Raw genomic sequence first — 21,545 nt, 5'->3', positions numbered from 1 at the left:
GGCTCGGATAGCCAAGGGGCCGGGTGGGGTCAAGCGGTGTTGTGACCCCCGCCGCGTCGCGCGATAAGCGGGACGAACCATCGGGGATGTGACATGGCGCAAAAGCCGAAATGGGTCGTGGCCAAGGAGCAGGACCGCCGCGCCGCCGCGCGCGAGACCGTCTGGCTGTTCGGCCTGCATGCGGTGCGCGATGCGCTGCAGAACCCGATGCGCGACCGGTTGCGGCTGGTGCTGACGAAGAATGCCGCCGACCGGCTGGGCGAGGTGGTGCCGGCATCCGGCATGACGCCCGAAATCGTGGACCCGCGCAAGTTCTCCGCGCCTCTCGATCCCGGGTCGGTGCATCAGGGCGCCGCGCTGGAGGTCAGGCCGCTCGACTGGGGCAAGCTCGACGACCTTGCGCGGCCGGGGGGCGGAGCGCCGCTACTGGTACTGCTCGACCGCGTGACCGACCCGCACAACGCAGGCGCCATCCTGCGGTCGGCTGAAGTGTTCGGCGCCCGCGCCGTCATCGCCCCCACGCGCCACTCCGCACCCGAAACCGGGGCGCTGGCCAAGACGGCTTCGGGCGCGCTGGAGCGGCAGCCCTATCTGCGCGTGGGCAACCTCGGCGACGCGATGGAGCGGCTGAAGGGGCTGGGCTACACGCTGATCGGATTGGACGGCGACGGGACCGACACCCTGTCGCAGGCCGCGTCCGCCCTGACCGCCACGCCCACCGCCATCGTGCTGGGCGCCGAAGGTCCGGGCCTGCGCGACCGGACGCGCGCGCTCTGCGACAATATCGTGCGGATCGACCCGGCCGGGCCGTTCGGGTCGCTCAACGTCTCGAACGCGGCCGCCGTCGCGCTCTATGCGCTGCAGGACGGGCGGAATGCCTGAGCGGATCGCCACTTGCTGCTATTGCGGCCGGCGGACGACGCTCTGCGTGCGGAACCATGCGCTGGCCTGCGGCTCCTGCGGTGCGCCCCTGACGGCGATGAAGCCGCTGCGTCCCGCGCAGGCACGCGCGGTGGCGGATCATCCCGCGGGCGCCGTGCCGCGGCCCATGCCCAAACCGGGAAAAGGGCGCAAGAAGAAGTCCAAGGGCTTCCTGCGCCGCCTGATCGAGGATGTCGTGGACGAGATCGAGGACATTTTCGACTGACGCCAGGCTCACGCGGGAAAAACGTCTTCGTGAGGGGAACTTCTTTTCCGCCCGACCGTTACCTACATGTCTGAGGAAGGCGAGTTGGAACTCTCGCTCTTCTGTTCACTGTCCCTCGTTCCACACCTTGGCCCGCGTCATTCTTGCCGCGGGCCTTTTTTTGTCGTCTGGTCGGCGCATGACCACGACTCCGTCCGACACCCTGCTGCGTGACGTGCTGACCCGCACCAAGACGATCGCCTGCGTGGGCGTGTCGCCCAATCCGGTGCGGCCCAGCAACTACGTTGGCCGCTATCTGTCGCGAAAGGGGGTTCGGGTGATCCCCGTCAATCCGGGCCACGCCGGGTCGGTCCTGTTCGGGGAAACCGTCGTCGCGGGCCTGGCTGACATCGCCGGGCCGGTCGACATGCTCGACATCTTCCGCAGGCCCGAGGCCGTGCCCCCCATCGTCGAGGAAGGGCTGCGCCGTCTGCCCGGCCTGTCCTGCGTCTGGCTTCAGATCGGCATCGTCAGCCCGGAGGCTGAGGCGATGTGCGATGCGGCGGGCGTGACCATCATCCAGGACCGCTGCCCCAAGATCGAATATCAACGCCTGTTCGGGGAACTCAGGATGGGCGGGTTCAACACCGGCATCGTCAGCGCCCGCCTCTGACGCATGAAAGGGCCCGCCGCAGGGTGCGACGGGCCCGATTTCAGGCGGAGCGAGCGGTCACCCTTCGTATTCGGGCAAGGCTTCGAGCTGCTCCTGCGTGGCGTCGATGTAGACGCGCACATCGCCGTCGCCGCGCATGACGCTCAGGCTGTCGAAGGGCAACTCCACGTGCTTCTCGCCCAGGCCGAGGAACCCGCCCACATCGACGATCGCGCGATCCACTTGGCCGCCATCCGACATGATGAGGTCGCCGATTTCGCCGATGATATCGTCGCCCACGCCATAGACGGTGGCGCCGGTCACGTCGTCCGCCGTCAGGGCGTCACGCTCGATCAGGGCATAGCCCTCCCGCTCGATCATGGGAGCGGCCGACATGGCCGTGGTCGTTCCTGCGACGATAGTCCCGTCGACCGTAGCGGCCGGAGCATCCACGCGTTCCAGCCCGAGGCGTCCCCGCTCGAAGCTGTCGTCGAACTCGGGCGCTGCTTCAAGCTGAGCCTGGGTGCCCTGCAGGACGATGAAATACTCGTCCGCCTCGGCACCGTCAGACACGAACTGCAGATCGTCCATGTTCACGGCCACGGTCCGCTCACCCAGACCGAGGAAGCCTCCGATGTCAGCCAGCACGGCGTCGATCCCGCCGGAGGCACCGACGATGATGTCGGAAATCTCGCCCACGTCGTTCCAGTCGTCCTGAAGACCGCCGAACGGGTCGGCCTCCACCTCCGTCACATAGAGCCGCGCGCCCATCAGGTCCGATGCCCGCAGCGCCTGGGTGTCGATCGACCCGACGAAGGGGCTGTCCACTACGGTCTGGGCAAGGGCGGGCAGTCCAAGGCAGACCGCGATGGCGGTAGACGCGAAAAGCGTTTTCATCTTATTCTCCTGATGTTGTCGCGGTGACCTGTTTGCAGGTTGGTCATTGCGGCAACCCGCAGGGCGGCGTGTCGGTTCCGCACCGGATGCGTCGTCTTGCGGCATTTTCATCGAAAGCCGGTTTGCAGGTTCCCGCCGTCGCGGCCGGGACGAGCCCTGCCACGGCTCGACATGAGGATGTCAGAGTACATTGCACTGCAGCAGGGGCCTTACCCGCCGCGCGATGCCTTCTCGACCAGCCCGGATGTGCCTTCCCTTCGGTCAAGCTCCCGCATCACGTCGTCCAGCGTGACGCCCCCTGCGGCGAGCATGATGCAGAAATGATAGAGAACATCCGCCCCCTCCCGCGCCAGAGCCTCCGAATCACCCTTTACCGCCTCGATCACCGCCTCGATGGCTTCCTCGCCGAACTTTGTGGCGCATTTTTCCGGCCCCAGCGACAACAGCCGCGCGGTCCAGCTCGTCTCGGGGTCGGCGTCGCGCCGGGCCTCGATGGTTTCCCACAGGCGGTCGATGCTGTGTCGGTCGGCCATCGTCACTCCAATCGCATCGGGATGCCGGCCGCGGCCATATGAGCCTTGGCCTCGGCAATCGTGTAGGTGCCGAAATGGAAGATCGACGCGGCGAGCACGGCCGATGCGCCGCCTTCGGTCACACCCTCGACCAGATGATCCAGCGTTCCCACACCGCCCGACGCGATGACGGGCACCGGCACCGCATCGGACACGGCGCGCGTCAGGGCGAGGTTGAACCCCGCCTTCGTGCCGTCGCGATCCATCGACGTCAGCAGGATCTCGCCCGCGCCCCGCTCCGCCGCCAATCGCGCGAACTCCACCGCGTCGATGCCGGTGGCGCGACGCCCCCCGTGGGTAAAAATCTCCCATCGACCGGCCTCCACCGTCCGCGCGTCGATGGCGCAGACGATGCACTGGCTGCCGAAGCGGTCGGCCGCGCGGGACAGGACATCGGGATCGGCTACGGCGGCGGAGTTGAAGCTGACCTTGTCGGCCCCCGCCAGAAGCAGGTTCCGCACGTCGTCCACCGTCCGCACCCCGCCGCCGATGGTCAGGGGCATGAAGCATGCCTCCGCCGTCCGGGTCGCGAGATCGTACATCGTGCCACGGTTTTCATGCGTCGCATGGATGTCGAGGAAGCAAAGCTCGTCCGCGCCCGCCGCGTCATAGGCGCGGGCCGATTCCACCGGGTCGCCCGCGTCGATCAGGTCGACGAAGTTGACGCCCTTGACCACGCGGCCATCGGCCACATCGAGGCAGGGAATGATGCGAGTCTTGAGCATGAATGCGGTTTGGCGGGCTTTGCGCGAGGTGGCAAGGGGCGCGTCCAGCCGGCGGGAACCTGCCGGGCCGGAGCTGTGACGGAACGAACCGGCCCCTCCGTCCGTCTGTTTCCCACAGCCGCAAACAGGAGACACCCATGTTCCGCACCATCCTTGCCGCCACCGCAGCCGTGGCGCTCGCCAGCCCCGTCCTCGCCGCCGATTTCCAGTCGATCCCTTCGGACAAGCCTGTGGCGGACACCATGGATGCGCTCGTCGCCGCCGTCGAAGGCGCGGGGGCGACCGTCTTCGCGCGCGTCGATCACGCCGAAGGGGCGGCCTCGGTGGACATGGAGCTGCCCGCTGCGCAGCTTCTGATCTTCGGCAATCCGCAACTCGGCACCCGGGCGATGCAGGACGATCTGCGCGCCGGCGTCATGCTGCCTTTGCGGGTACTGGTCTACGACGACGAAGGGCAGACCCAGGTCCTCTGGCCCGAAATGGACGACATGTTCGACGACCTGACCATCCCCGACGACGCGGACTACGTCGAAAAGATGAAGGGGGCATTGCAGACCCTGACCGGCAAGGCGGTCGAATAGCGGCTAGCGCAAGGCCGCCAGCGCCGCCTTCAGGTCGATCGCCCCATCGTAGAGCGCGCGCCCCGTGATCGCGCCCGCGATGGTGCCCCGCGCCTTCAACGCCCGAAGATCGTCGAGCGACGACACGCCGCCGCTGGCGATCACCGGCACCGACACCGCACGCGCCAGCGCGTCCGTCGCCTCGATGTTGGGCCCGCCCATGGCGCCGTCGCGGTCGATGTCGGTATAGATGATGGCCGCCACGCCCGCGTCCTCGAACCGGTGGGCCAGTTCCGTGGCGGTCACGTCGGTCTCCTCCGCCCAGCCGCGCGTCGCCACGCGCCCCTTGCGCGCGTCGATCCCCACGGCGATCTGGCCGGGGAACGCATGGGCCGCCTCGCGCACCAGCGACGGCGTCTCGACCGCGACCGTGCCCAGGATCACGCGCGCCAGCCCCCGCGACAGCCAGCTCTCGATCGTCTCCATGTCGCGGATGCCGCCGCCCAGTTGCGCTGGCACGTCCAGCGCGGCCAGGATCGCCTCGACCGCCGCCGCGTTGACGGGCGTGCCCGCGAACGCCCCGTTCAGGTCGACCAGATGCACCCATTCGCAGCCCGCTTCCTGAAACGCGCGCGCCTGCGCCGCCGGATCGTCGCTGAAGACCGTGGCCGACGACATCTCGCCGTGCAGCAGGCGGACGGCCTGACCGTCCTTCAGGTCGATGGCGGGATAGAGGATCATGGCGGCACCTCGGGTCGTCTGCGTCATGCCGGTTCTGCCGCAAACCGGGGCGAGGGTGAAGCCCATGCCGAAACGTCAGTCTTGCCAGATCGCCGGACCGCGCGTCACCCTTCCGCCAGTCTTTAGGGAGGACACCGATGAAACGATTTTTCCTGACGCTGCTGGCGGCCACGGGCCTGGCCGGGATGGCGATGGCCGATCCGATCGAAGGCGTCTGGCAGACGCAGGTCGACGACGGCTCCTATGCCCATGTCACCATCGCGCCCTGCGGCCAAGCCTTCTGCGGCACCATCAGCCGGACCTTCAACACCGCCGGAGAGTACCAGTCGCCGAACCTCGGCCGCCAGATCGTGCAGCAGATGGTGCCCCGTGGCGGCGGCGCCTATGAGGGTCGCGTCTGGCGGCCGTCGAACGACAAGGTCTATCTGGGCAAGATCGCTCTCGACGGCAATCAGATGGCGCTGCGGGGATGCATCGCCGGGGGGCTGATCTGCGCCCGCCAGAACTGGGTCAAGATCCGCTGATCCTGGGCGTCCCCCGGGCGTTCCGTCCGGGGGCGTAGAAAATTGTAATCGAATTCGTGGCAAAGGTCGTCTTTCGGCCCCGATCCCGCCCAGTCGCCGTACGCTCCGCATCGTCTTCCCCGCCCGTCGCGCGGCATTGCGCGCGTCGCAGGAAGGGAACCGGACATGCATGTTTTCAAGCGGGGCATCGCTCTGGCACAGGACGACAGGGGGACGGCGACAGTGGAAATGGTCATCCTCATGGCGGCTGGCGTCGGCCTTGCCCTGGCGACCTTTGGGGTCACGGGGCAGGGGGTCGGCGCGGCCTCGGGGAACATCTCGACCGTTCTCGCCTCCGACCTGACCCACGTGAGCTTCGACGCCCCGCCGATGGAGCCCGTGCCGGAGGACATCATCTTCGGCGAGGACATCCCGATGGACGAGCCGTCGTCCTGACGCCGGGGCTAGGGCTTCCAGGACAGGAAGTTGCCGATCAGGCGGAGGCCGGTCCGCTGGCTCTTTTCGGGGTGGAACTGCGTGCCGATGACGGTGCCGCGCGCGACGATCGCCGTCACCTCGCCGCCGTAGTCCACATGCGCCAGACGATCGACCGGTCGGTCCACCGCCATCTGATAGGAATGGACGAAATAGGCGTGGTCGCCCGTCGCGATATCCGCCAGCACCGGATGTGCGCCGGTGACGATCAGGTCGTTCCAACCCATATGGGGCACCTTCAGCCGCGTGTCCGACGGCACGATCCGCTCGATCGCGCCGGGGATCAGGTCGAACCCCGCGATGTCCTCGTGCTCATGCCCGACGCTGGCCAGCATCTGCATCCCGACGCAAATACCCAGGAACGGCCGGGCGCGCGGCCCCACCGCCTCCAGCAGCGCCTCCTCAAGCCCGTCGAAAGACTGCAGGCCGCGCCGGCATGCCGGAAAGGCTCCGTCACCTGGCAGGACGATCCGGTCGGCACGGGCCACATCCTCCGGCCGCGACGATACGAGGATCCGCCCTGCGTCGGTCTCTCGGGCCATCCTCTCGAACGCCTTTTGCGCGGAATGAAGGTTGCCGCTGTCGTAGTCGACCAGAACCGTCAGCACAGGCTTACAGACTGCCCTTGGTGGACGGAATGGCATCCGCCTTGCGTGGATCGACCTCGAGCGCGTCGCGCAGGGATCGCGCGACCGCCTTGAACGCCGCCTCCGCGATGTGGTGCGAATTGATGCCGCGAAGCGTATCGACATGCAGCGTGATGCCGCCATGCACGGCAAGGGCCTGGAAGAACTCCCGCACCAGCTCCGTGTCGAAACCCTTGATCTGCGGCGCGGTCATCGCGACCTCCCAGCTCAGCCAGGGGCGCCCCGACAGGTCGAGCGCGGCCCGCACCAGCGCATCGTCCATCGGCAGCAGGCAAGCCCCGTAGCGGCGGATGCCCCGTTTGTCGCCCATGGCCTCGTTCAGAGCCTGACCCAGCGCGATGCCGACATCCTCGACCGTGTGGTGGTCGTCGATATGCAGGTCACCGTCGCACCGGACCGTCAGGTCGATCAGCGCGTGCCGCGACAGCTGATCCAGCATGTGATCGAAGAACCCGACGCCGGTGTGGTTGTCGTAGGTTCCGGTCCCGTCCAGATCGACGGTGACCGAGATGTCGGTCTCGGCGGTCTTGCGGCTGATCGTGGCTTGGCGCATCCAAGCGTCCCCCGGTGGCTTCGGTCGCGCTCCCTTACCGCGCAACGGCGCGGCGGGGAAGGGCGTCGGGCATGGGGCATCATCACCCGAAACGTTGCCCAGCCGCCACGGAGCGGCCCCTCTTTCGTCCCGTTTCTCTGCAACTCGTCCGGGATCGGCAATTCCCTGCGCCCCAAGACCAAGGATCCGCCCACCCACGATTCCGCCTTTATGCCGTCAATCCGGGCTCCATCCCGACGCGGACGGAAGGCAAGCAGTCCGTCTGGACCGGCCCCGCGGACGCGACAGGAACGACCCGCGTGACGGACGCGGGCGCGGATACCTGGCTGACGAATAGGCCGGAGAGACGGCGACGGCCGACGTCACCATCGGCAGCTTCTCGGCCTCCGGCACCAACGTGGAGTCCGACGACTCCTGGCTCATCCGCGACACCGTCACCGACGGGACCATCCGCGTCGTCCAGTTCAGCGTGAACGACCGCGCCGCGCGCCTGACCCTCGCCTCCTCGCCGCTGGCGCGGGGCCGCACCTACGAGACGATGGACTACGACCCCTCCGTCACCGCGGGCGAGGGCGTTGCGTTCCGCTGCGGCGACGTCAACGAAGGCATCGTCTTGGGCATCTCGGGCGACGACCTGATCGACCGCGGCTATGGCGGCGATCCGAACGGCAACCGCGTCGACGCGAACGACCAGTACACCGCGGCCACGACGCAGCAGACGTTCCGCTGGTCGCAATACGCCGACAACCAGAACCTGGCGGGCGGCGCCACGCAGACCCACGGCGGCATTCAGGTCTCGGTCACGACCGACCTGGCGTCAGGCGCCACTTTCGCCGCCGACACCTCGACCAAGGAAGGCGCCTTCTATGCGCCCGGGGACAGCAACATTTCCACACAGTCCTCCGCCAAGCTCTTTGTAAACGGCAACGCCACCGACTCGACCCTTACCTTCGAAAGCGCCGCCGACGCTTCCGCCGAGGTCCACAACGTCCTTTTCGTCATCAACGACATCGACGGCGTGAAGGACCGCGCCAACGACTTCCAGGACATCGTGACGGTCCGCGCCTATGACGTCGACGCAAACGAGGTCGCGGTCGATCTCGACGTGCTCGGCCACGATTCCGCCAAGGGCAACACCATCACCGCGCGGATCAACTACGACAAACCCGACCAGCAGGACGGCGCTGTTAGGGTGACGATTGCCGGTCCGGTGGATCGCATCGTCATCACCTACGACAACGGCAGCCCGACGCAGCAGGCGATCCACCTGTCGGACATTGACTTCGACGTGACCGCCAGCGACGGCGATGCCGACAACATCGACGCGGGTGCGGGGAACGACACGGTCTTCGCCGGCTCCGGCGACGACCTCCTGTCGGGCGACGCGGGCACCGTCGGCAACGACCGGCCGCCGCGCGTCTCGCCCCAGCACCGGATGCTGCTGCGCGGTTGGCAGGCCCAGGTCCTGTTCGGTGAGGAGGAGGTGCTCGTCCCCGCCCTGTCTCTGATCGACGGCATAGGGATCCGGGCCGAGGCGCCGGGTCTCGTGGCCTATTTCCACCTGCTGACGCCCTGTCACCACATCTTCGCTGAAGGGGCGGAGGTCGAGACCTTCCTGCCCGGCGCCTACGGTCTCAAAGGGGTTGAGGCCACCGCCCGCGAACGTCTGTTCGCCGCGCGCCCCGACCTGCGGGCCGATCCCGATGCCTATGGCCCTGCGGCCCGACCCATGTCCCGCACGCCTCTGACGCAGCTTCTCGTCGCCTGACCCACAGGCACAGGGCGAAAACAGAAAGACCCCCGGCCGTCTGGCCGGGGGTCTTTCTCTGTTCCGAATTGGAGCGGGCGAGGCGATTCGAACGCCCGACCCTAACCTTGGCAAGGTTATGCTCTACCCCTGAGCTACGCCCGCCCTCTTCGGTGAAGGTCAGATAGGAAAAGCGCCGTCGCTCCGCAAGCGAAAAAACGGCTCTCCGACGTGTAAATCCGAAGGATTTCTCCCCCCATGCGAAACGGGGTCCGCCCCCGAAGGACGGACCCCGTCGTCAGCCTGACGCCCCACAAGGCTGCACCGCGTCAGGACTTGTTTGGGTCGCGCAGTCCCGTCGCACGGAAGTTGTCGATTGCGAAGCTCTCGTCGTCGGTGTGCTGGTTCGCCGTCGACCCGAAGCCGAAGGTGAGCTGCCCCAGCGGTGCATCCTTGTCCTGCGCCACGGAGATCTGGATGCCCGTGATCGAGTCGTTATAGCGGTCGCTGCCGCCAAGCTGCACATCCTTGTCGAGCGTCGTCGCGCGGATGATGACCCCATCGGGCAGCCCTTCGGCGGCGGTGAAGGTCGGCGTTCCGTGGTCTCCCGTAACCTTTCCGACCTCGATCCCGCCGATGTAGATGATGCCGGATTCCTTATCGAGGCTGTCCATGGCCAGCAGGTCGAACTCGAACGTCGCCTTGGACGCGTTGGGGTCGATGTCGAAGGTGCGCGACACGCTGGGCTGCCCGCCGGACCCGCCGATGGGCCCCAGGACGTGGCCGACGCCTTCCATCTCGCTGGCGATCGCACCCGACCAACCGTTCGCGCCGTTGTCGAAGCTGTCGGCATAGCTCAGGCCGACCACTTCGTCGGTCGAGGTTCCGCGCAATTCTCCGTCGACGGTCCCGGCGAGCGTGCCCATACCGTTGCGGATCACGTCGGTCGAGGCGATGCCCATGCCCGTGACGGCGGCGGCGAGGATCACGTACTCGACAGTCACCGCCCCGCAGGTATCGCGGAGGAATGTCTTCAGGATCGCAAGGTTCGGACGCATGGCAAAAACTCGGGTCTAATTCGGGTTAGGTCCAGTTTTAGCCTTTCTCCCAGGCAAATCGGCGGAGATTTCGGGGCCGGATTGCGGCGGCGAGGCCGGTCTCGGCGAACAATTCGACACAAAGGACGGCTCCGTTTCCGCAAGCTGTACCTTGGCCACCCGCAATGTGCCCAGACCCCCTGTCGCGCAATCGCACCGCCCCATTCCGGCCCGAATCTCTCAAAGATCCCGAAGCCCCGTCGCCACGAAATTGTCGATGGCGAAGCTTTCGTCCCCGACCCCCTGGTCCGCGGTGGACCCGAAGCCGAAGTTCACAGTGTCGCCCGGGTCCTTCACGCTGATGCTGATGACCGATAGCGCATCGCGCCACGACGTCGATCCGCCCAGCTGGATGTCGTCGTCGACAATCTCGGCCCGCACGATGATGCCACGCTCCGCCAAGCCCTCCGCCGGGGTGAAGGTCGTGCCCTTCAGGTGATTGCGGGTCACGCGGCCCACTTCCTTGCCGTCGATGTAGATGACGCCCGATTCCCGGTCCAGGCTGTCCATCGCATAGAGGTCGAACTGGAACGTCGCCTTGGCCGCATCCGGATCGGTGACGAAATCCCGCGACACGGTGGGCGCGCCGCCCGATCCGCCAATGGGTCCCAGCACCTCGCCGATGCCCATCATGTCGGTCGCCTCCGCACCGCTCCAGCCGTCCGCGCCACTGCGGAAACCTTCGATATAGGTCTTGCCGACGGTTCCATCGGACGCGGTGCCGTTGATCTCGCCTTCGACCGTGCCGGCCAGCGCACCCAGCCCGTCCGTCACCGCGCCGTAGGCCCCGATGGACAGGCCCGTGATCCCGGCGGCCAGGACGACGTATTCGACGGTGATCGCGCCGTCGGTCCCACGCAGAAAGCGGCGAAGGGGGGCAAGGGGCAGGGGCATGGCAGATGCTCGGTGTCAGGACATGTTGCGGAAGGGTTAATGTCTGCTCCCGACCTTCCCGCGCAGTTTCCGTGTCCGGATTGCGGCCATTCCGGTACAATTCACGGCAACGCCCCCGCCGTCAGCCCAATTCGACCAGCAGATCCTTCGCGTCGATCTGCGCACCCGGTGCCACATGCACGGCGGCGACCGTCGCGTCGCGGTCGGCGTGCAGGCCCGTCTCCATCTTCATCGCCTCGATGGTCAGCAGCAGGTCGCCCTTGCGGACCTTCGCCCCCTCCGTCACCGCGACCGACGCGACCACGCCGGGCATGGGCGCGCCCACATGGTCCGGGTTTCCCGGCGTGGCCTTGGGCATCCGGGCCGCCGCGGCCATCACGCTCCGGTCGGCCACGCGAATGGTCCGCGGCTGGCCGTTCAGCTCGAAGAATACCCGCACCTCGCCGTCGGGGTTGGTCTCGCCGCGGGCGACGCAGCGGATCTCCAGCGTCTTGCCGGGGTCGATCTCGGCATGGGTCTCGTCGCCCGACTGCATCCCGTAGAAGAACACGGGCGTGGGCAGGGCGCGCACCGGGCCATAGACGGCGTGCCGCTCGGCGTAATCGGTGAAGACCTTGGGATACATCAGGTATCCGTTCAGATCCTCGTCGTCGATCTCCTGCTCCAGCCGCGCAGAAAGCTCCGCGCGCACCGCCTCCAGGTCGACCGGCGGCAGGTGCTTGCCTGGCCGGTCGGTCAGCGGCGGCTCACCCTTCAGGACCTTCTTCTGCAACGCTTTCGGCCATCCGCCCGGCGGCTGCCCCAGGTTGCCCTTCATCATGTCGATCACCGAATCCGGAAAGCTGATGTCGGTGTCGGGGTCCGTCACCTGCTCCACCGTCAGACCCTGCGCGACCATCATCAACGCCATGTCGCCCACCACCTTGGACGACGGCGTGACCTTCACGATGTCGCCGAACATGCGGTTCACGTCGGCATACATCTGCGCCACCTCGTGCCAGCGGTCCTCCAGCCCCATGCTGCGCGCCTGTGCCTTGAGGTTGGTGAACTGCCCGCCCGGCATCTCGTGCAGATAGACCTCCGACGACGGCGCCTGCATCCCGCTTTCGAAGGCCAGGTACTGCGCGCGGACGGCTTCCCAGTAGTCCGACATCCGCCGCACCGCGCCCTCGTCCAGACCCGGATCGCGCGGATCGTCCTTCAGCGCGGCCAGGATCGTGCCGAAGGTCGCCTGCGAGGTGTTGCCCGAGAACGCGTCCATCGCCACGTCCGCCGCGTCCACGCCTGCCTCGCTCGCGGCAAGGACGGTGGCGCAGGCGATGCCGGCGGTGTCGTGGGTGTGGAAGTGGATGGGGATGCCCACCTCCTCCTTCAACGCGCCGAACAGGGCGCGCGCCGCCGCGGGCTTCAGCAGCCCCGCCATGTCCTTGACGCCCAGCACATGCGCCCCCGCATCCTCCAGCGCGCGGGCCATGCCGACGTAGTACTTCAGGTCGTATTTCGCGCGGTCCGGGTCCAGCAGGTCGCCGGTATAGCACAGTGTCCCCTCGCAGACGCGGCCGGTGTCGATCACCGCATCCATGGCCACGCGCATGTTCTCGACCCAGTTGAGGCTGTCGAACACGCGGAACACGTCGATCCCCGTCTCCGCGGCCTGCCGCACGAAGCTCTGGACCACGTTGTCGGGATAGTTGGTGTATCCCACTCCGTTCGACGCCCGCAGCAGCATCTGCGTCAGCAGGTTCGGCATCGCCGCGCGCAGGTCGCGTAGCCGTTGCCACGGACACTCCTGCAGGAACCGATACGCCACGTCGAAGGTGGCGCCGCCCCAGCATTCCACGCTGAATAATTCCGGCAGGTTCGCGGCATAGGCGGGCGCCGCGCGTACCATGTCGATCGACCGCATCCGCGTCGCCAGCAGCGACTGGTGCCCGTCGCGCATCGTCGTGTCCGTCAGCAGCAGCCGCCTCTGGCCCAGCATCCAGTCGGCCAGCCCCTTCGGCCCCTTCGCCTCCAGGATCTGCTTCGTCCCATCGGGCGGCACATCCGCCATCAGGTCGGGCGCGCGCGGCACGCGGATGTCGGCGGCGGGGCGGGGGCGACCCTCCGTCTCCGGGTGCCCGTTGACCGAGATGTCGGCCACATAGGTCAGGATGCGCGTCGCCCGGTCGCGCTGCACGGGAAAGTCGAACAGCTCCGGCGTCTCGTCGATGAAGCGCGTGGAATACTCGTAGGACAGGAACTTCGGGTGCCGCAGCAGGTTGATGACGAAGGGGATGTTGGTGCTGACGCCCCGGATGCGGAACTCGCGGAGCGCCCGGTCCATCCGCTTGATCGCGGCCTCCGGCGTGCGCGCCCAGGCCGTCACCTTGGTCAGCAGGCTGTCGTAATACCGCGTGATGACCGCGCCCGAATAGGCCGTGCCCCCGTCCAGCCGGATGCCCATGCCCGTCGCAGACCGATAGGTGGTGATGCGGCCGTAATCGGGGATGAAGTTGTTCTGCGGGTCCTCGGTCGTGACCCGGCACTGCACCGCGTGGCCGTCCAGCGTGACGTCGTATTGCGACGCGACCCCCGTCGCCTCCATCAGCGACTTGCCCTCCGCGATCAGGATCTGGGCGCGCACGATGTCGATGCCGGTCACCTCCTCGGTGACGGTGTGCTCGACCTGCACGCGGGGGTTCACCTCTATGAAGAAGAACTCGCCGGTATCCATGTCCATCAGGAACTCGACGGTGCCGGCGCATTCGTACTGCACGTGCTCGCAGATCTTCTTGCCCAGCGAACAGATGTGTTCCCGCTGCGCTTCCGAAAGGTACGGGGCGGGTGCCCGCTCCACGACCTTCTGGTTGCGCCGCTGGACGGAGCAGTCCCGCTCGTACAGGTGATAGATGTTGCCCTGCCGGTCGCCCAGGATCTGCACCTCGACGTGGCGCGCGCGGGGGATCATCCGCTCCAGATATCCCTCGCCGTTGCCGAAGGCGGCCTCCGCCTCGCGCCGGCCTTCCAGCACCTTCTCCTCCAGCTCCTCCTCGGACGCGATGGGCCGCATCCCCCGACCCCCGCCGCCCCAGGACGCCTTCAGCATCAGCGGATAGCCGACCTCCTCCGCCTGCCTGCGGATTTCCGCCATGTCGTCGCCCAGAACGTCCGTCGCCGGAATGACCGGCACCCCCGCTGCGATGGCCACCTGCCGCGCCGACGCCTTGTCGCCCAGGGCCCGCATGGTCTCGGCGCGGGGCCCGATGAAGGCGATGCCCGCGGCGGTGCAGGCGTCGACGAATTCCGGGTTCTCCGACAGAAGGCCGTATCCGGGGTGGATCGCATCGGCCCCCGACGCCCGCGCCACGCGGATGATTTCGGGGATGGACAGATAGGCCGCGACCGGCCCCAGCCCCTCGCCCACGCGATAGGCTTCGTCGGCCTTGAACCGGTGGAGCGACAATTTGTCCTCCTCGGCATAGACGGCGACGGTCTTCTTGCCCATCTCGTTGGCGGCACGCATCACGCGGATGGCGATTTCGCCCCGGTTCGCGATGAGGATCTTGCTGAACTCGGCCATTCTTCGCCTCTCCCGTCGGTTGACCGAAGTGGTAGCGGCCGTGCTGCGATGCGGCAACCGTTTCCGGCGGGAACCGCAGCCCGCGGTGGACGTTTCCCCATACCTGCAAACAAAGGGAGAGACGACATGCGCAAGACACTTGCACTTACGACAGCGATCCTGATGACCGCCGGCCCCGTGCTGGCGCAGGACGACATGAAGATGATGACCGACTACGACGCCGACGGCGATGGCATGCTCAGCATGCAGGAGTACCGCGACGGCGACATGAGCGCGGGCTTCACCGGCTACGATGCGGATGGCGACGGAATGGTGACGACGGACGAGTTCGACGCCGGCCGTGAAGGCATGGAGGAGATGGTCGGGTCCGACACCTACGACATCGATGCCAGCGGCGACATTTCGGAGGACGAGTTCTACGAAGCCGACTTCGATCGCTTCGATGCCGACGACAACGACCTGCTCGACGAGGACGAATACAACATGTTCTCCGGCGAGCGGCAGATGATGATGGACCGCGACGGCTGACGCGTTCCCGCCGGGCCGTCCTGGTGGCGGCCCGGCCCTTTTTCGCACCCTTGGGAACATAGCGCGAACGCGGGGTTCCCTTGGCGCGGCTGCCGCCTTACCTTGCAGCCATGACCGATAGCACCGATTCCGACGCCTTCGAGGCCCCCAGCCTGTCCGCCCGCGCCATGGCCGCGCGCCCGGCGCCCTATCTCGACGGGCTCAATCCCGCGCAATTGCAGGCGGTGCAGACGCTCGACGGTCCGGTTCTGATGCTCGCGGGGGCAGGCACCGGCAAAACCCGCGCCCTGACGGCCCGCATCGCGCACCTGATGGCGCAGGGCAAGGCCCGCCCGAACGAGATCCTCGCGGTCACCTTCACCAACAAGGCCGCGCGCGAGATGAAGGACCGCCTCGGTCGCATGATGGGCCAGGCGGCGGAGGGGATGCCCTGGCTCGGCACCTTCCATTCGGTCTGCGTCAAGCTTCTGCGCCGCCACGCCGAACTCGTCGGCCGCAAGGTGAGCGTCGGGGGCGAGGCGCGCGACCTTCACCTGCGCTCGAACTTCACCATCCTCGATACCGACGACCAGAACCGCCTGCTGAAGCAGCTCATCCAGGCCGCCGACATCGACGAAAAGCGCTGGCCGCCCCGGATGCTGGCCGGGATCATCGATCACTGGAAGAACCGCGCCTGGACGCCCGACAAGGTGCCCGCGAACGAGGCCGGCGCCTTCGATGGCCACGGCGTCGCGCTCTACCGCGCCTATCAGGACCGGCTGCTCACGCTGAACGCCGTCGATTTCGGCGACCTGCTGCTGCACGTCATCCATATTTTCCAGACCCACGACGACGTGCTCGCACAATACCGCCGCTGGTTCCGCTACATCCTCGTGGACGAATACCAGGACACCAACGTCGCCCAGTACCTCTGGCTGCGCCTGCTGGCCGGCGGGCACCGCAACATCTGCTGCGTGGGCGACGACGACCAGTCCATCTACGGCTGGCGCGGCGCCGAGGTCGGCAACATCCTACGCTTCGAAAAGGATTTCGAGGGCGCGCAGATCATCCGCCTGGAACAGAACTACCGCTCCACCCCCCACATCCTCGCCGCCGCTTCCGCCGTCATCGCGGGCAACAAGGGCCGCCTCGGCAAGACCCTCTGGACGAAAGCAGAGGAGGGCGAGAAGGTCCGCCTCATCGGCCACTGGGACGGCGACGAGGAGGCCCGCTGGATCGGCGAGGAGGCGGAATCGCTGCAACGCGGCACCCGCGGTCTCGACCGGATCCCGCTCGACAGCATGGCCATCCTCGTCCGCGCCGCCCACCAGATGCGCGCCTTCGAGGATCGCTTCCTCACCATCGGCCTGCCTTACCGCGTGATCGGCGGCCCGCGCTTCTACGAACGGCTCGAGATTCGCGACGCCATGGCCTACTTCCGCCTCGTCGTCAGCCCCGACGACGACCTCGCGTTCGAGCGGATCGTGAACACCCCCAAACGGGGCCTCGGCGACAAGGCGCAGCAGACGATCCAGGTCATGGCCCGGTCGAACGGCGTGTCGCTGGTCGAGGGCGCGCGGCTCTGCGTGCGCACGAAGACCATCGGCGGCAAGGGCGGCAAGGCGCTGGCCGAACTGGTCGATGGTCTGGCGCGCTGGCGGGCGGAACTGCTCGACGGGCGTGACCACATCCGGCTGGCCGAGGAAATCCTCGACGAATCCGGCTACACGACCTTCTGGCAAAACGAAAAGACGCCCGAGGCGCCGGGCCGGCTCGAAAACCTCAAGGAACTGGTCAAGGCGCTGGAAGGGTTCGAGAACCTGCAGGGTTTCCTCGAACACGTCAGCCTCATCATGGACAACGAGCAGTCGCAGTCCGAACCCCAGATCACGCTGATGACGCTCCACGCCGCCAAGGGGCTGGAGTTTCCGGTCGTCTTCCTGCCGGGGTGGGAGGACGGGCTGTTCCCGTCGCAGCGCTCGATGGACGAAAGCGGCATGAAGGGGCTGGAGGAGGAACGCCGCCTCGCTTACGTCGGCATCACCCGGGCCGAGGAAATCTGCACCATCAGCTTCGCGGCCAACCGCCGCCTCTACGGCCAGTGGCAATCCGCCCTGCCGTCGCGCTTCATCGACGAATTGCCCACCGAACACGTCGAGGTGCTGACCCCGCCCGGCCTCTACGGCGGCGGCTTCGGCGCGACCGGCATGGCCGCAGCACAGCAGGCCGCCATGTCGGGCGGCGTCGAATCCAACCTGCAGGACAAGGCCGCCCGCGCCGACGTCTACAATTCCCCCGGCTGGCGGCGGCTCCAATCCAACGCCACCCGCCCCATGCGCCAGCCGTCCGAGGCCAAGAACCTGACGATCGACGCCACCGCCGTCAGCGCCTTCACCGAAGGCGACCGCGTGTTCCACCAGAAGTTCGGCTACGGCGAGGTGACGGGGGTGGAGGGCGACAAGCTCGAGGTCTCCTTCGACAAGGCCGGCGTGAAGAAACTCGTCGGCCGCTTCCTCGTCCCCGCCGATCAGGCGGGCGACGTGCCGTTCTGACGCCGCACCCAATCACAGGAGACCCGCGATGTACGAAAAACTGGACGCGCCCGAAAACGTCTGGGCGATCCGGCTGTCGGGCGATCTCGACCGCGCCGACATCGACGCGATCTACGCCGATCTGGACGGCCTGCTCAAAAGCCAGCGCAGCATCGGCGCGGTCGTCGATTTCGAGGGGTTCAATGATGCTTCGCGCGATGCGGTCGCGGCCGACATCCGGCATGAGCTCGGGCTGCTGGGCAACCTGATGCAGTTCCGCCGCCTGGCCGTCCTGACGGACAAGACATGGCTCGGCTACATCTTCGAGCGTCTCGATCCGATCGTCCCGACGCTCGACATCCGCATCTTTCCATTCGGCTCGGCCCCGGAGGCGATCGACTGGGCCGCAGACATCTGACGCAAAAAAACGGCGGCGCCCATGGGAGGATGGGCACCGCCGTTTCTGCGTCGAACGCCAGCCGCGAGGGAGGTCGGGCAGCGTCCGGCTTCGGGCGACGGGCCAATCGGGAGGAGACGCCCGCCGTCGAAGTTCCGGTTCCGAACGCCGCACTGCGGCGAAGGTTCCGTATCTGTCCGTGAAAGGCCCCGACGACATCCGATGGGAGGAAAGGATGCCGCCGGTTCCTTCACGATGTCCGGCCCTCAAGGGAGGAGGAGAGGTCCGGACCGGTCCCCGGCCCGATGGGAGGAAAGGGCCGGGAATGTGGTGCGGCGGACGGATCAGGGAGGAGATCGCCGCCGCGTCCCCGCAATGCCCGGGGGAGGACCGGGCACTGCAGGTATCTCTTACTTGCCGTAGGCCGCTTCCAACGCGATCGCGCGGATCATCGACCGGCTCAGGCCCAGATCGGCCAGGTCGCGGTTCGACAGCGCCGACAGTTCGTTCAGCGTCCGGCGATAGGTCCGCCAGTTGCCGAGACCGATACGCGCGGTGTCGAGACGTGCCGCAACTCGGTCGCGCAGGGTGGCGGAGGTTGCAGTGTTGCCGTAGAAGGTGCTTGCCATGTTTTTCGTTCCTCTGGTTCCAGAGGCTTTCTGCCTCTGATCGGGTCACGGCCCCATTGCCGTTTCGCCGTTTCGTTGAGTGATAGATGGCGCTAACGCCGCAGTTGCACAACGGCCGGTTGTCTCAATGCCGCTATGCAGCATCTGCATGGATGACGTCGCGTTCGTTGGCCCTTTCGCGCGCCGCGCCTAGCTTTGGCCGATGAGCGCCCTCAGCCACTCCGGATTCCGTGCCTATTTCTTCGCCGCCGTCCCCGTCGTGCAGGCGCTCTGGGCGCAGCGGGTGACGCTGGGCTGGCTCGCGTGGGACGTGTCCCATTCCGCCGCCTTCGTCGGCTTCATCGCGGCGCTCGGCCTTCTGCCCACGATCTTCGCCGGGCCGGTCTTCGGCGTGCTGGTCGACCGCGCCGACATCCGTCGCGCGCTGATGATGACCTCGGGTTCCATGGCGGCGGTGCTTGCGGTGGCCGCGCTCGTCGCGGGCGGGCCGGGGCTGGGCCGCTGGGGGCTTGCGGCGGTGGCCTTCACCGTGGGCCTCATCACTGCGGCGCATCATCCCGTCCGCATGTCGCTCGGTCCGCGCCTCGTGCCGCGCGCCGATGTCCCGAACGTCGTCGCGCTCTCGGCGCTCAACTTCAACATGGGGCGGATGGTCGGCCCGGTGCTGACCGGCGTGATGATCGCGGCCTTCGGCGCGGTGACGACGCTCTGGCTCTCGGCCGCGCTCTACCTGCCGATGCTCGCCGCGATCCGCTGGATGGACCCGCGCCCCCTGCCTGCCGCGCCGCGCGCGGGGCTGATGCAGGGCATCGGCGAGGGGCTGCGCTATCTCGCCGCCACTCCTGTCGCGCGTCACGCCATGGTGCTGACGGCGGCCATCGCGGTGCTGGTGCGCGGCTACCTCGAACTCCTGCCCGTCATGGCCGAGGGCGTCCACGACAAGGGCGCGGCGGGTCTGGGCCTTCTGACCGCCGCCGCCGGGGCGGGCGCGCTCGCCGCCGCTCTGGCCAAGACGGCAGGCGCGGGGCAGGGGGGCATCCCGCCGGTCACGCGCGCGGTCCTTCTGGGTGGCATCGCGTCGCTCGCCTGCCTCGGCCTGTCGTCGTCCTGGCACGCGGCCCTGGTCTGGACGGCGGTGCTGGGCTTCGCCTCGACCTTCTGCGGCGTGGGCCTTCAGGCCGCGGTGCAGGAGGATCTGTCCGACCACCTGCGCGGCCGCGTCATGTCGCTCTGGGTCGTCGTGGGCATCGGTGCGGTGGCCCTGGGGTCCGGCGCCATCGGCCTGCTCGCGGGCGTCTTCGGCCTTTCCACCGTCCTGCTCTGGTCGGGCCTCGGCGGCACCCTCGTCGCGGCGGCGCTGGTCTTGCCATCCCCTGCCCGCAGGTCCACCTAGACCCCGACCACCCGAGGGGGAGCATCCGATGACCATCGACCGCGAAGACGTGAAGCACGCGCTCTCGGCCATCCGCATCCCGGACGGCCGCGACCTGATCGGCGCCGACATGGTGCGCGCGCTGGTCATCGACGGCGGCGACGTCCGCTTCGTGATCGAGGCGCCCTCCGTCGAGATCGCCCGCGTGATGGAGCCGATGCGCGCCGCTGCCGAAGCCGCCGTCGCGGCCCTTCCCGGCGTCGCGCGGGTGCAGGCCGTGCTCACCGCCGAACAGGCGCCCCCCGCGCTCAAGATCGGCGGCCACCCCAAGCCGCAGGCCGGGCCCACCGCCGTGCCGGGCGTCCGCCGCGTGCTTGCCATCGCTTCCGGCAAGGGTGGCGTGGGCAAATCCACCGTCAGCTCGAATCTCGCCGTGGCGCTGGCGCGACAGGGGCGGCGCGTGGGCCTTCTCGATGCCGACATCCACGGCCCCAGCCAACCGCGCATGATGGGCCTCAGCAAGCGCCCCGCCTCGCCCGACGGCAAGACGATCCACCCGTTGCAGGCCCATGGCGTCACCGTCATGTCCATCGGCCTCATGCTGGCGGAGGACAAGGCCGTCATCTGGCGCGGCCCCATGCTCATGGGCGCGCTCCAGCAGATGCTGGGGCAGGTGGTCTGGACCCATCACACCGGCGGTCAGGATCTCGACGTGCTGATCGTCGACCTGCCGCCGGGCACCGGTGACGTGCAGCTCACGCTCTGCTCCAAGACGCATGTGGACGGCGCCATCGTCGTCAGCACCCCGCAGGACGTGGCGCTCCTCGATGCGCGCAAGGCGCTCGACATGTTCACCACGCTCAAGACGCCGGTGCTGGGCCTGATCGAGAACATGTCCACCTTCCACTGTCCCAATTGCGGGTTTGAAGCGCATATCTTCGGCCACGGCGGCGTCCGGGCCGAGGCGGGCAAGCTGGGCCTGCCGTTCCTCGGCGCGCTGCCCATCGACCTCGACACCCGGCTCGGCGGCGATGCGGGCACGCCGGTCGCGGCGGGCGAAGGGCCGATGGCCGACGCCTATGCCCGCATCGCGCGCGATCTGGTGGCCGCGGGCCGGGCCTGACCCCACTCCGCGGCATTTCATGCCACCGCATGGGTCCGGGCACGGGTCCGGATGCCACACGGCAGGCGAGAATCGCCCTGCCACGCACCGCTTCCGATTCGCAAAATTCCGCTGACGAGCCTGCGACCCTTTGAATCAAGGGGTTCGGCTTGCCAATCGTCTCGGATCGGCCGATTCTCGACCTGTAAACCCGGAAAAGCCGCGGTGGCCGTTGC

The 21,545-nt window shown here is 67.7% G+C and carries 22 protein-coding genes and 1 tRNA gene; 12 read left to right on the top strand and 11 right to left on the bottom strand.

The genetic code is table 11. The annotated features are described in order from the left end of the window. Positions 1-93: 93 nt before the first annotated feature. The 3 genes from rlmB to JAN5088_RS03915 all read left to right on the top strand — a co-directional run bounded on the left by rlmB (position 94) and on the right by JAN5088_RS03915 (position 1,799). Positions 94-882, top strand: coding sequence for a 23S rRNA (guanosine(2251)-2'-O)-methyltransferase RlmB (gene rlmB, locus JAN5088_RS03925; RefSeq protein WP_055681499.1), 789 nt, complete (start codon positions 94-96; stop codon positions 880-882). Beyond that, positions 875-1,147, top strand: a complete 273-nt coding sequence (locus JAN5088_RS03920; protein ID WP_055681498.1) for a hypothetical protein — start codon at positions 875-877, stop codon at positions 1,145-1,147. Before rlmB ends, JAN5088_RS03920 begins: the two co-directional genes overlap by 8 nt. A gap of 178 nt (positions 1,148-1,325) precedes the next feature. Next, positions 1,326-1,799 (top strand): CoA-binding protein, encoded by a 474-nt coding sequence (locus JAN5088_RS03915; RefSeq protein ID WP_055681497.1) that lies wholly within the window; start codon positions 1,326-1,328, stop codon positions 1,797-1,799. Between the two features lie 57 nt (positions 1,800-1,856). Here the strand turns inward: JAN5088_RS03915 and JAN5088_RS03910 are convergent, their stop codons facing one another. The 3 genes from JAN5088_RS03910 to hisF all read right to left on the bottom strand — a co-directional run bounded on the left by JAN5088_RS03910 (position 1,857) and on the right by hisF (position 3,972). Then, complete coding sequence (locus JAN5088_RS03910) at positions 1,857-2,675, bottom strand: PRC-barrel domain-containing protein (RefSeq protein WP_055681496.1); 819 nt, start codon at positions 2,673-2,675, stop codon at positions 1,857-1,859. A gap of 209 nt (positions 2,676-2,884) precedes the next feature. Beyond that, positions 2,885-3,208, bottom strand: a complete 324-nt coding sequence (locus JAN5088_RS03905; RefSeq protein WP_055681495.1) for a phosphoribosyl-ATP diphosphatase — start codon at positions 3,206-3,208, stop codon at positions 2,885-2,887. 2 nt (positions 3,209-3,210) lie between these two features. Further along, a complete protein-coding gene (gene hisF, locus JAN5088_RS03900) occupies positions 3,211-3,972 on the bottom strand; it encodes an imidazole glycerol phosphate synthase subunit HisF (RefSeq protein ID WP_055681494.1) in 762 nt (253 codons plus the stop codon). 137 nt (positions 3,973-4,109) lie between these two features. On the opposite strand from hisF, the gene JAN5088_RS03895 reads away from it, so the two are divergent. Further along, complete coding sequence (locus JAN5088_RS03895) at positions 4,110-4,553, top strand: DUF302 domain-containing protein (RefSeq protein WP_055681493.1); 444 nt, start codon at positions 4,110-4,112, stop codon at positions 4,551-4,553. Between the two features lie 3 nt (positions 4,554-4,556). On the opposite strand, the gene hisA is transcribed toward JAN5088_RS03895, so the two are convergent. Continuing rightward, positions 4,557-5,273 carry a 1-(5-phosphoribosyl)-5-[(5-phosphoribosylamino)methylideneamino]imidazole-4-carboxamide isomerase gene (hisA, locus tag JAN5088_RS03890; RefSeq protein WP_055681681.1) on the bottom strand — a complete coding sequence of 239 codons (717 nt, stop codon included), beginning with the start codon at positions 5,271-5,273 and terminating at the stop codon, positions 4,557-4,559. A 137-nt stretch (positions 5,274-5,410) separates the two neighbouring features. Here hisA and JAN5088_RS03885 point away from each other — a divergent pair, with 137 nt between their 5' ends. Next, entirely contained in the window at positions 5,411-5,797 is a 387-nt protein-coding gene (locus tag JAN5088_RS03885) for a DUF2147 domain-containing protein (protein ID WP_055681492.1), read from the top strand. A gap of 165 nt (positions 5,798-5,962) precedes the next feature. Continuing rightward, positions 5,963-6,232, top strand: a complete 270-nt coding sequence (locus JAN5088_RS03880) for a hypothetical protein (RefSeq protein ID WP_055681491.1) — start codon at positions 5,963-5,965, stop codon at positions 6,230-6,232. 8 nt (positions 6,233-6,240) lie between these two features. Here JAN5088_RS03880 and hisH read toward each other — a convergent pair whose 3' ends face one another. Then, complete coding sequence (gene hisH, locus JAN5088_RS03875) at positions 6,241-6,879, bottom strand: imidazole glycerol phosphate synthase subunit HisH (protein WP_055681490.1); 639 nt, start codon at positions 6,877-6,879, stop codon at positions 6,241-6,243. A 4-nt stretch (positions 6,880-6,883) separates the two neighbouring features. Next, a complete protein-coding gene (gene hisB, locus JAN5088_RS03870; protein ID WP_055681489.1) occupies positions 6,884-7,471 on the bottom strand; it encodes an imidazoleglycerol-phosphate dehydratase HisB in 588 nt (195 codons plus the stop codon). A 397-nt stretch (positions 7,472-7,868) separates the two neighbouring features. Here hisB and JAN5088_RS03865 point away from each other — a divergent pair, with 397 nt between their 5' ends. Next, positions 7,869-9,239 (top strand): Hint domain-containing protein, encoded by a 1,371-nt coding sequence (locus JAN5088_RS03865; protein ID WP_055681488.1) that lies wholly within the window; start codon positions 7,869-7,871, stop codon positions 9,237-9,239. A 69-nt stretch (positions 9,240-9,308) separates the two neighbouring features. Here JAN5088_RS03865 and JAN5088_RS03860 read toward each other — a convergent pair. The 4 genes from JAN5088_RS03860 to JAN5088_RS03845 form a co-directional block, all read right to left on the bottom strand. Beyond that, positions 9,309-9,383: transfer RNA gene (locus tag JAN5088_RS03860), tRNA-Gly, on the bottom strand. Positions 9,384-9,547: 164 nt separating this feature from the next. Continuing rightward, positions 9,548-10,276 carry a Flp family type IVb pilin gene (locus tag JAN5088_RS03855; protein ID WP_055681487.1) on the bottom strand — a complete coding sequence of 243 codons (729 nt, stop codon included), beginning with the start codon at positions 10,274-10,276 and terminating at the stop codon, positions 9,548-9,550. Positions 10,277-10,495: 219 nt separating this feature from the next. Then, positions 10,496-11,209, bottom strand: coding sequence for a Flp family type IVb pilin (locus JAN5088_RS03850; protein WP_055681486.1), 714 nt, complete (start codon positions 11,207-11,209; stop codon positions 10,496-10,498). A gap of 121 nt (positions 11,210-11,330) precedes the next feature. Continuing rightward, complete coding sequence (locus JAN5088_RS03845) at positions 11,331-14,771, bottom strand: pyruvate carboxylase (protein WP_055681485.1); 3,441 nt, start codon at positions 14,769-14,771, stop codon at positions 11,331-11,333. A 126-nt stretch (positions 14,772-14,897) separates the two neighbouring features. Here JAN5088_RS03845 and JAN5088_RS03840 point away from each other — a divergent pair, with 126 nt between their 5' ends. The 3 genes from JAN5088_RS03840 to JAN5088_RS03830 all read left to right on the top strand — a co-directional run bounded on the left by JAN5088_RS03840 (position 14,898) and on the right by JAN5088_RS03830 (position 18,227). Beyond that, positions 14,898-15,299, top strand: a complete 402-nt coding sequence (locus JAN5088_RS03840) for an EF-hand domain-containing protein (protein WP_055681484.1) — start codon at positions 14,898-14,900, stop codon at positions 15,297-15,299. A 110-nt stretch (positions 15,300-15,409) separates the two neighbouring features. Then, positions 15,410-17,830: an ATP-dependent helicase gene (locus tag JAN5088_RS03835; protein WP_055681680.1), complete on the top strand. Its 2,421-nt coding sequence runs from the start codon at positions 15,410-15,412 to the stop codon at positions 17,828-17,830. Between the two features lie 28 nt (positions 17,831-17,858). Further along, positions 17,859-18,227, top strand: a complete 369-nt coding sequence (locus JAN5088_RS03830) for a SpoIIAA family protein (protein ID WP_055681483.1) — start codon at positions 17,859-17,861, stop codon at positions 18,225-18,227. 389 nt (positions 18,228-18,616) lie between these two features. Here JAN5088_RS03830 and JAN5088_RS03825 read toward each other — a convergent pair whose 3' ends face one another. Further along, the gene (locus tag JAN5088_RS03825) at positions 18,617-18,835 is read right to left on the bottom strand and encodes a DUF1127 domain-containing protein (RefSeq protein WP_055681482.1); all 219 of its coding nucleotides are present in this window, start codon (positions 18,833-18,835) and stop codon (positions 18,617-18,619) included. 202 nt (positions 18,836-19,037) lie between these two features. Between JAN5088_RS03825 and JAN5088_RS03820 the strand changes: the two genes are divergently transcribed. Together JAN5088_RS03820 and JAN5088_RS03815 are read left to right on the top strand one after the other, a co-directional pair. Further along, positions 19,038-20,228 carry an MFS transporter gene (locus tag JAN5088_RS03820; protein WP_055681481.1) on the top strand — a complete coding sequence of 397 codons (1,191 nt, stop codon included), beginning with the start codon at positions 19,038-19,040 and terminating at the stop codon, positions 20,226-20,228. Between the two features lie 28 nt (positions 20,229-20,256). Next, the gene (locus JAN5088_RS03815; RefSeq protein WP_055681480.1) at positions 20,257-21,330 is read left to right on the top strand and encodes an Mrp/NBP35 family ATP-binding protein; all 1,074 of its coding nucleotides are present in this window, start codon (positions 20,257-20,259) and stop codon (positions 21,328-21,330) included. Positions 21,331-21,545: the final 215 nt, after the last annotated feature.

It is taken from the genome of Jannaschia rubra (assembly GCF_001403735.1).
Classification (GTDB): Bacteria; Pseudomonadota; Alphaproteobacteria; order Rhodobacterales; family Rhodobacteraceae; genus Jannaschia; species Jannaschia rubra.
This window is presented reverse-complemented; position numbering and strand designations above follow the sequence as displayed.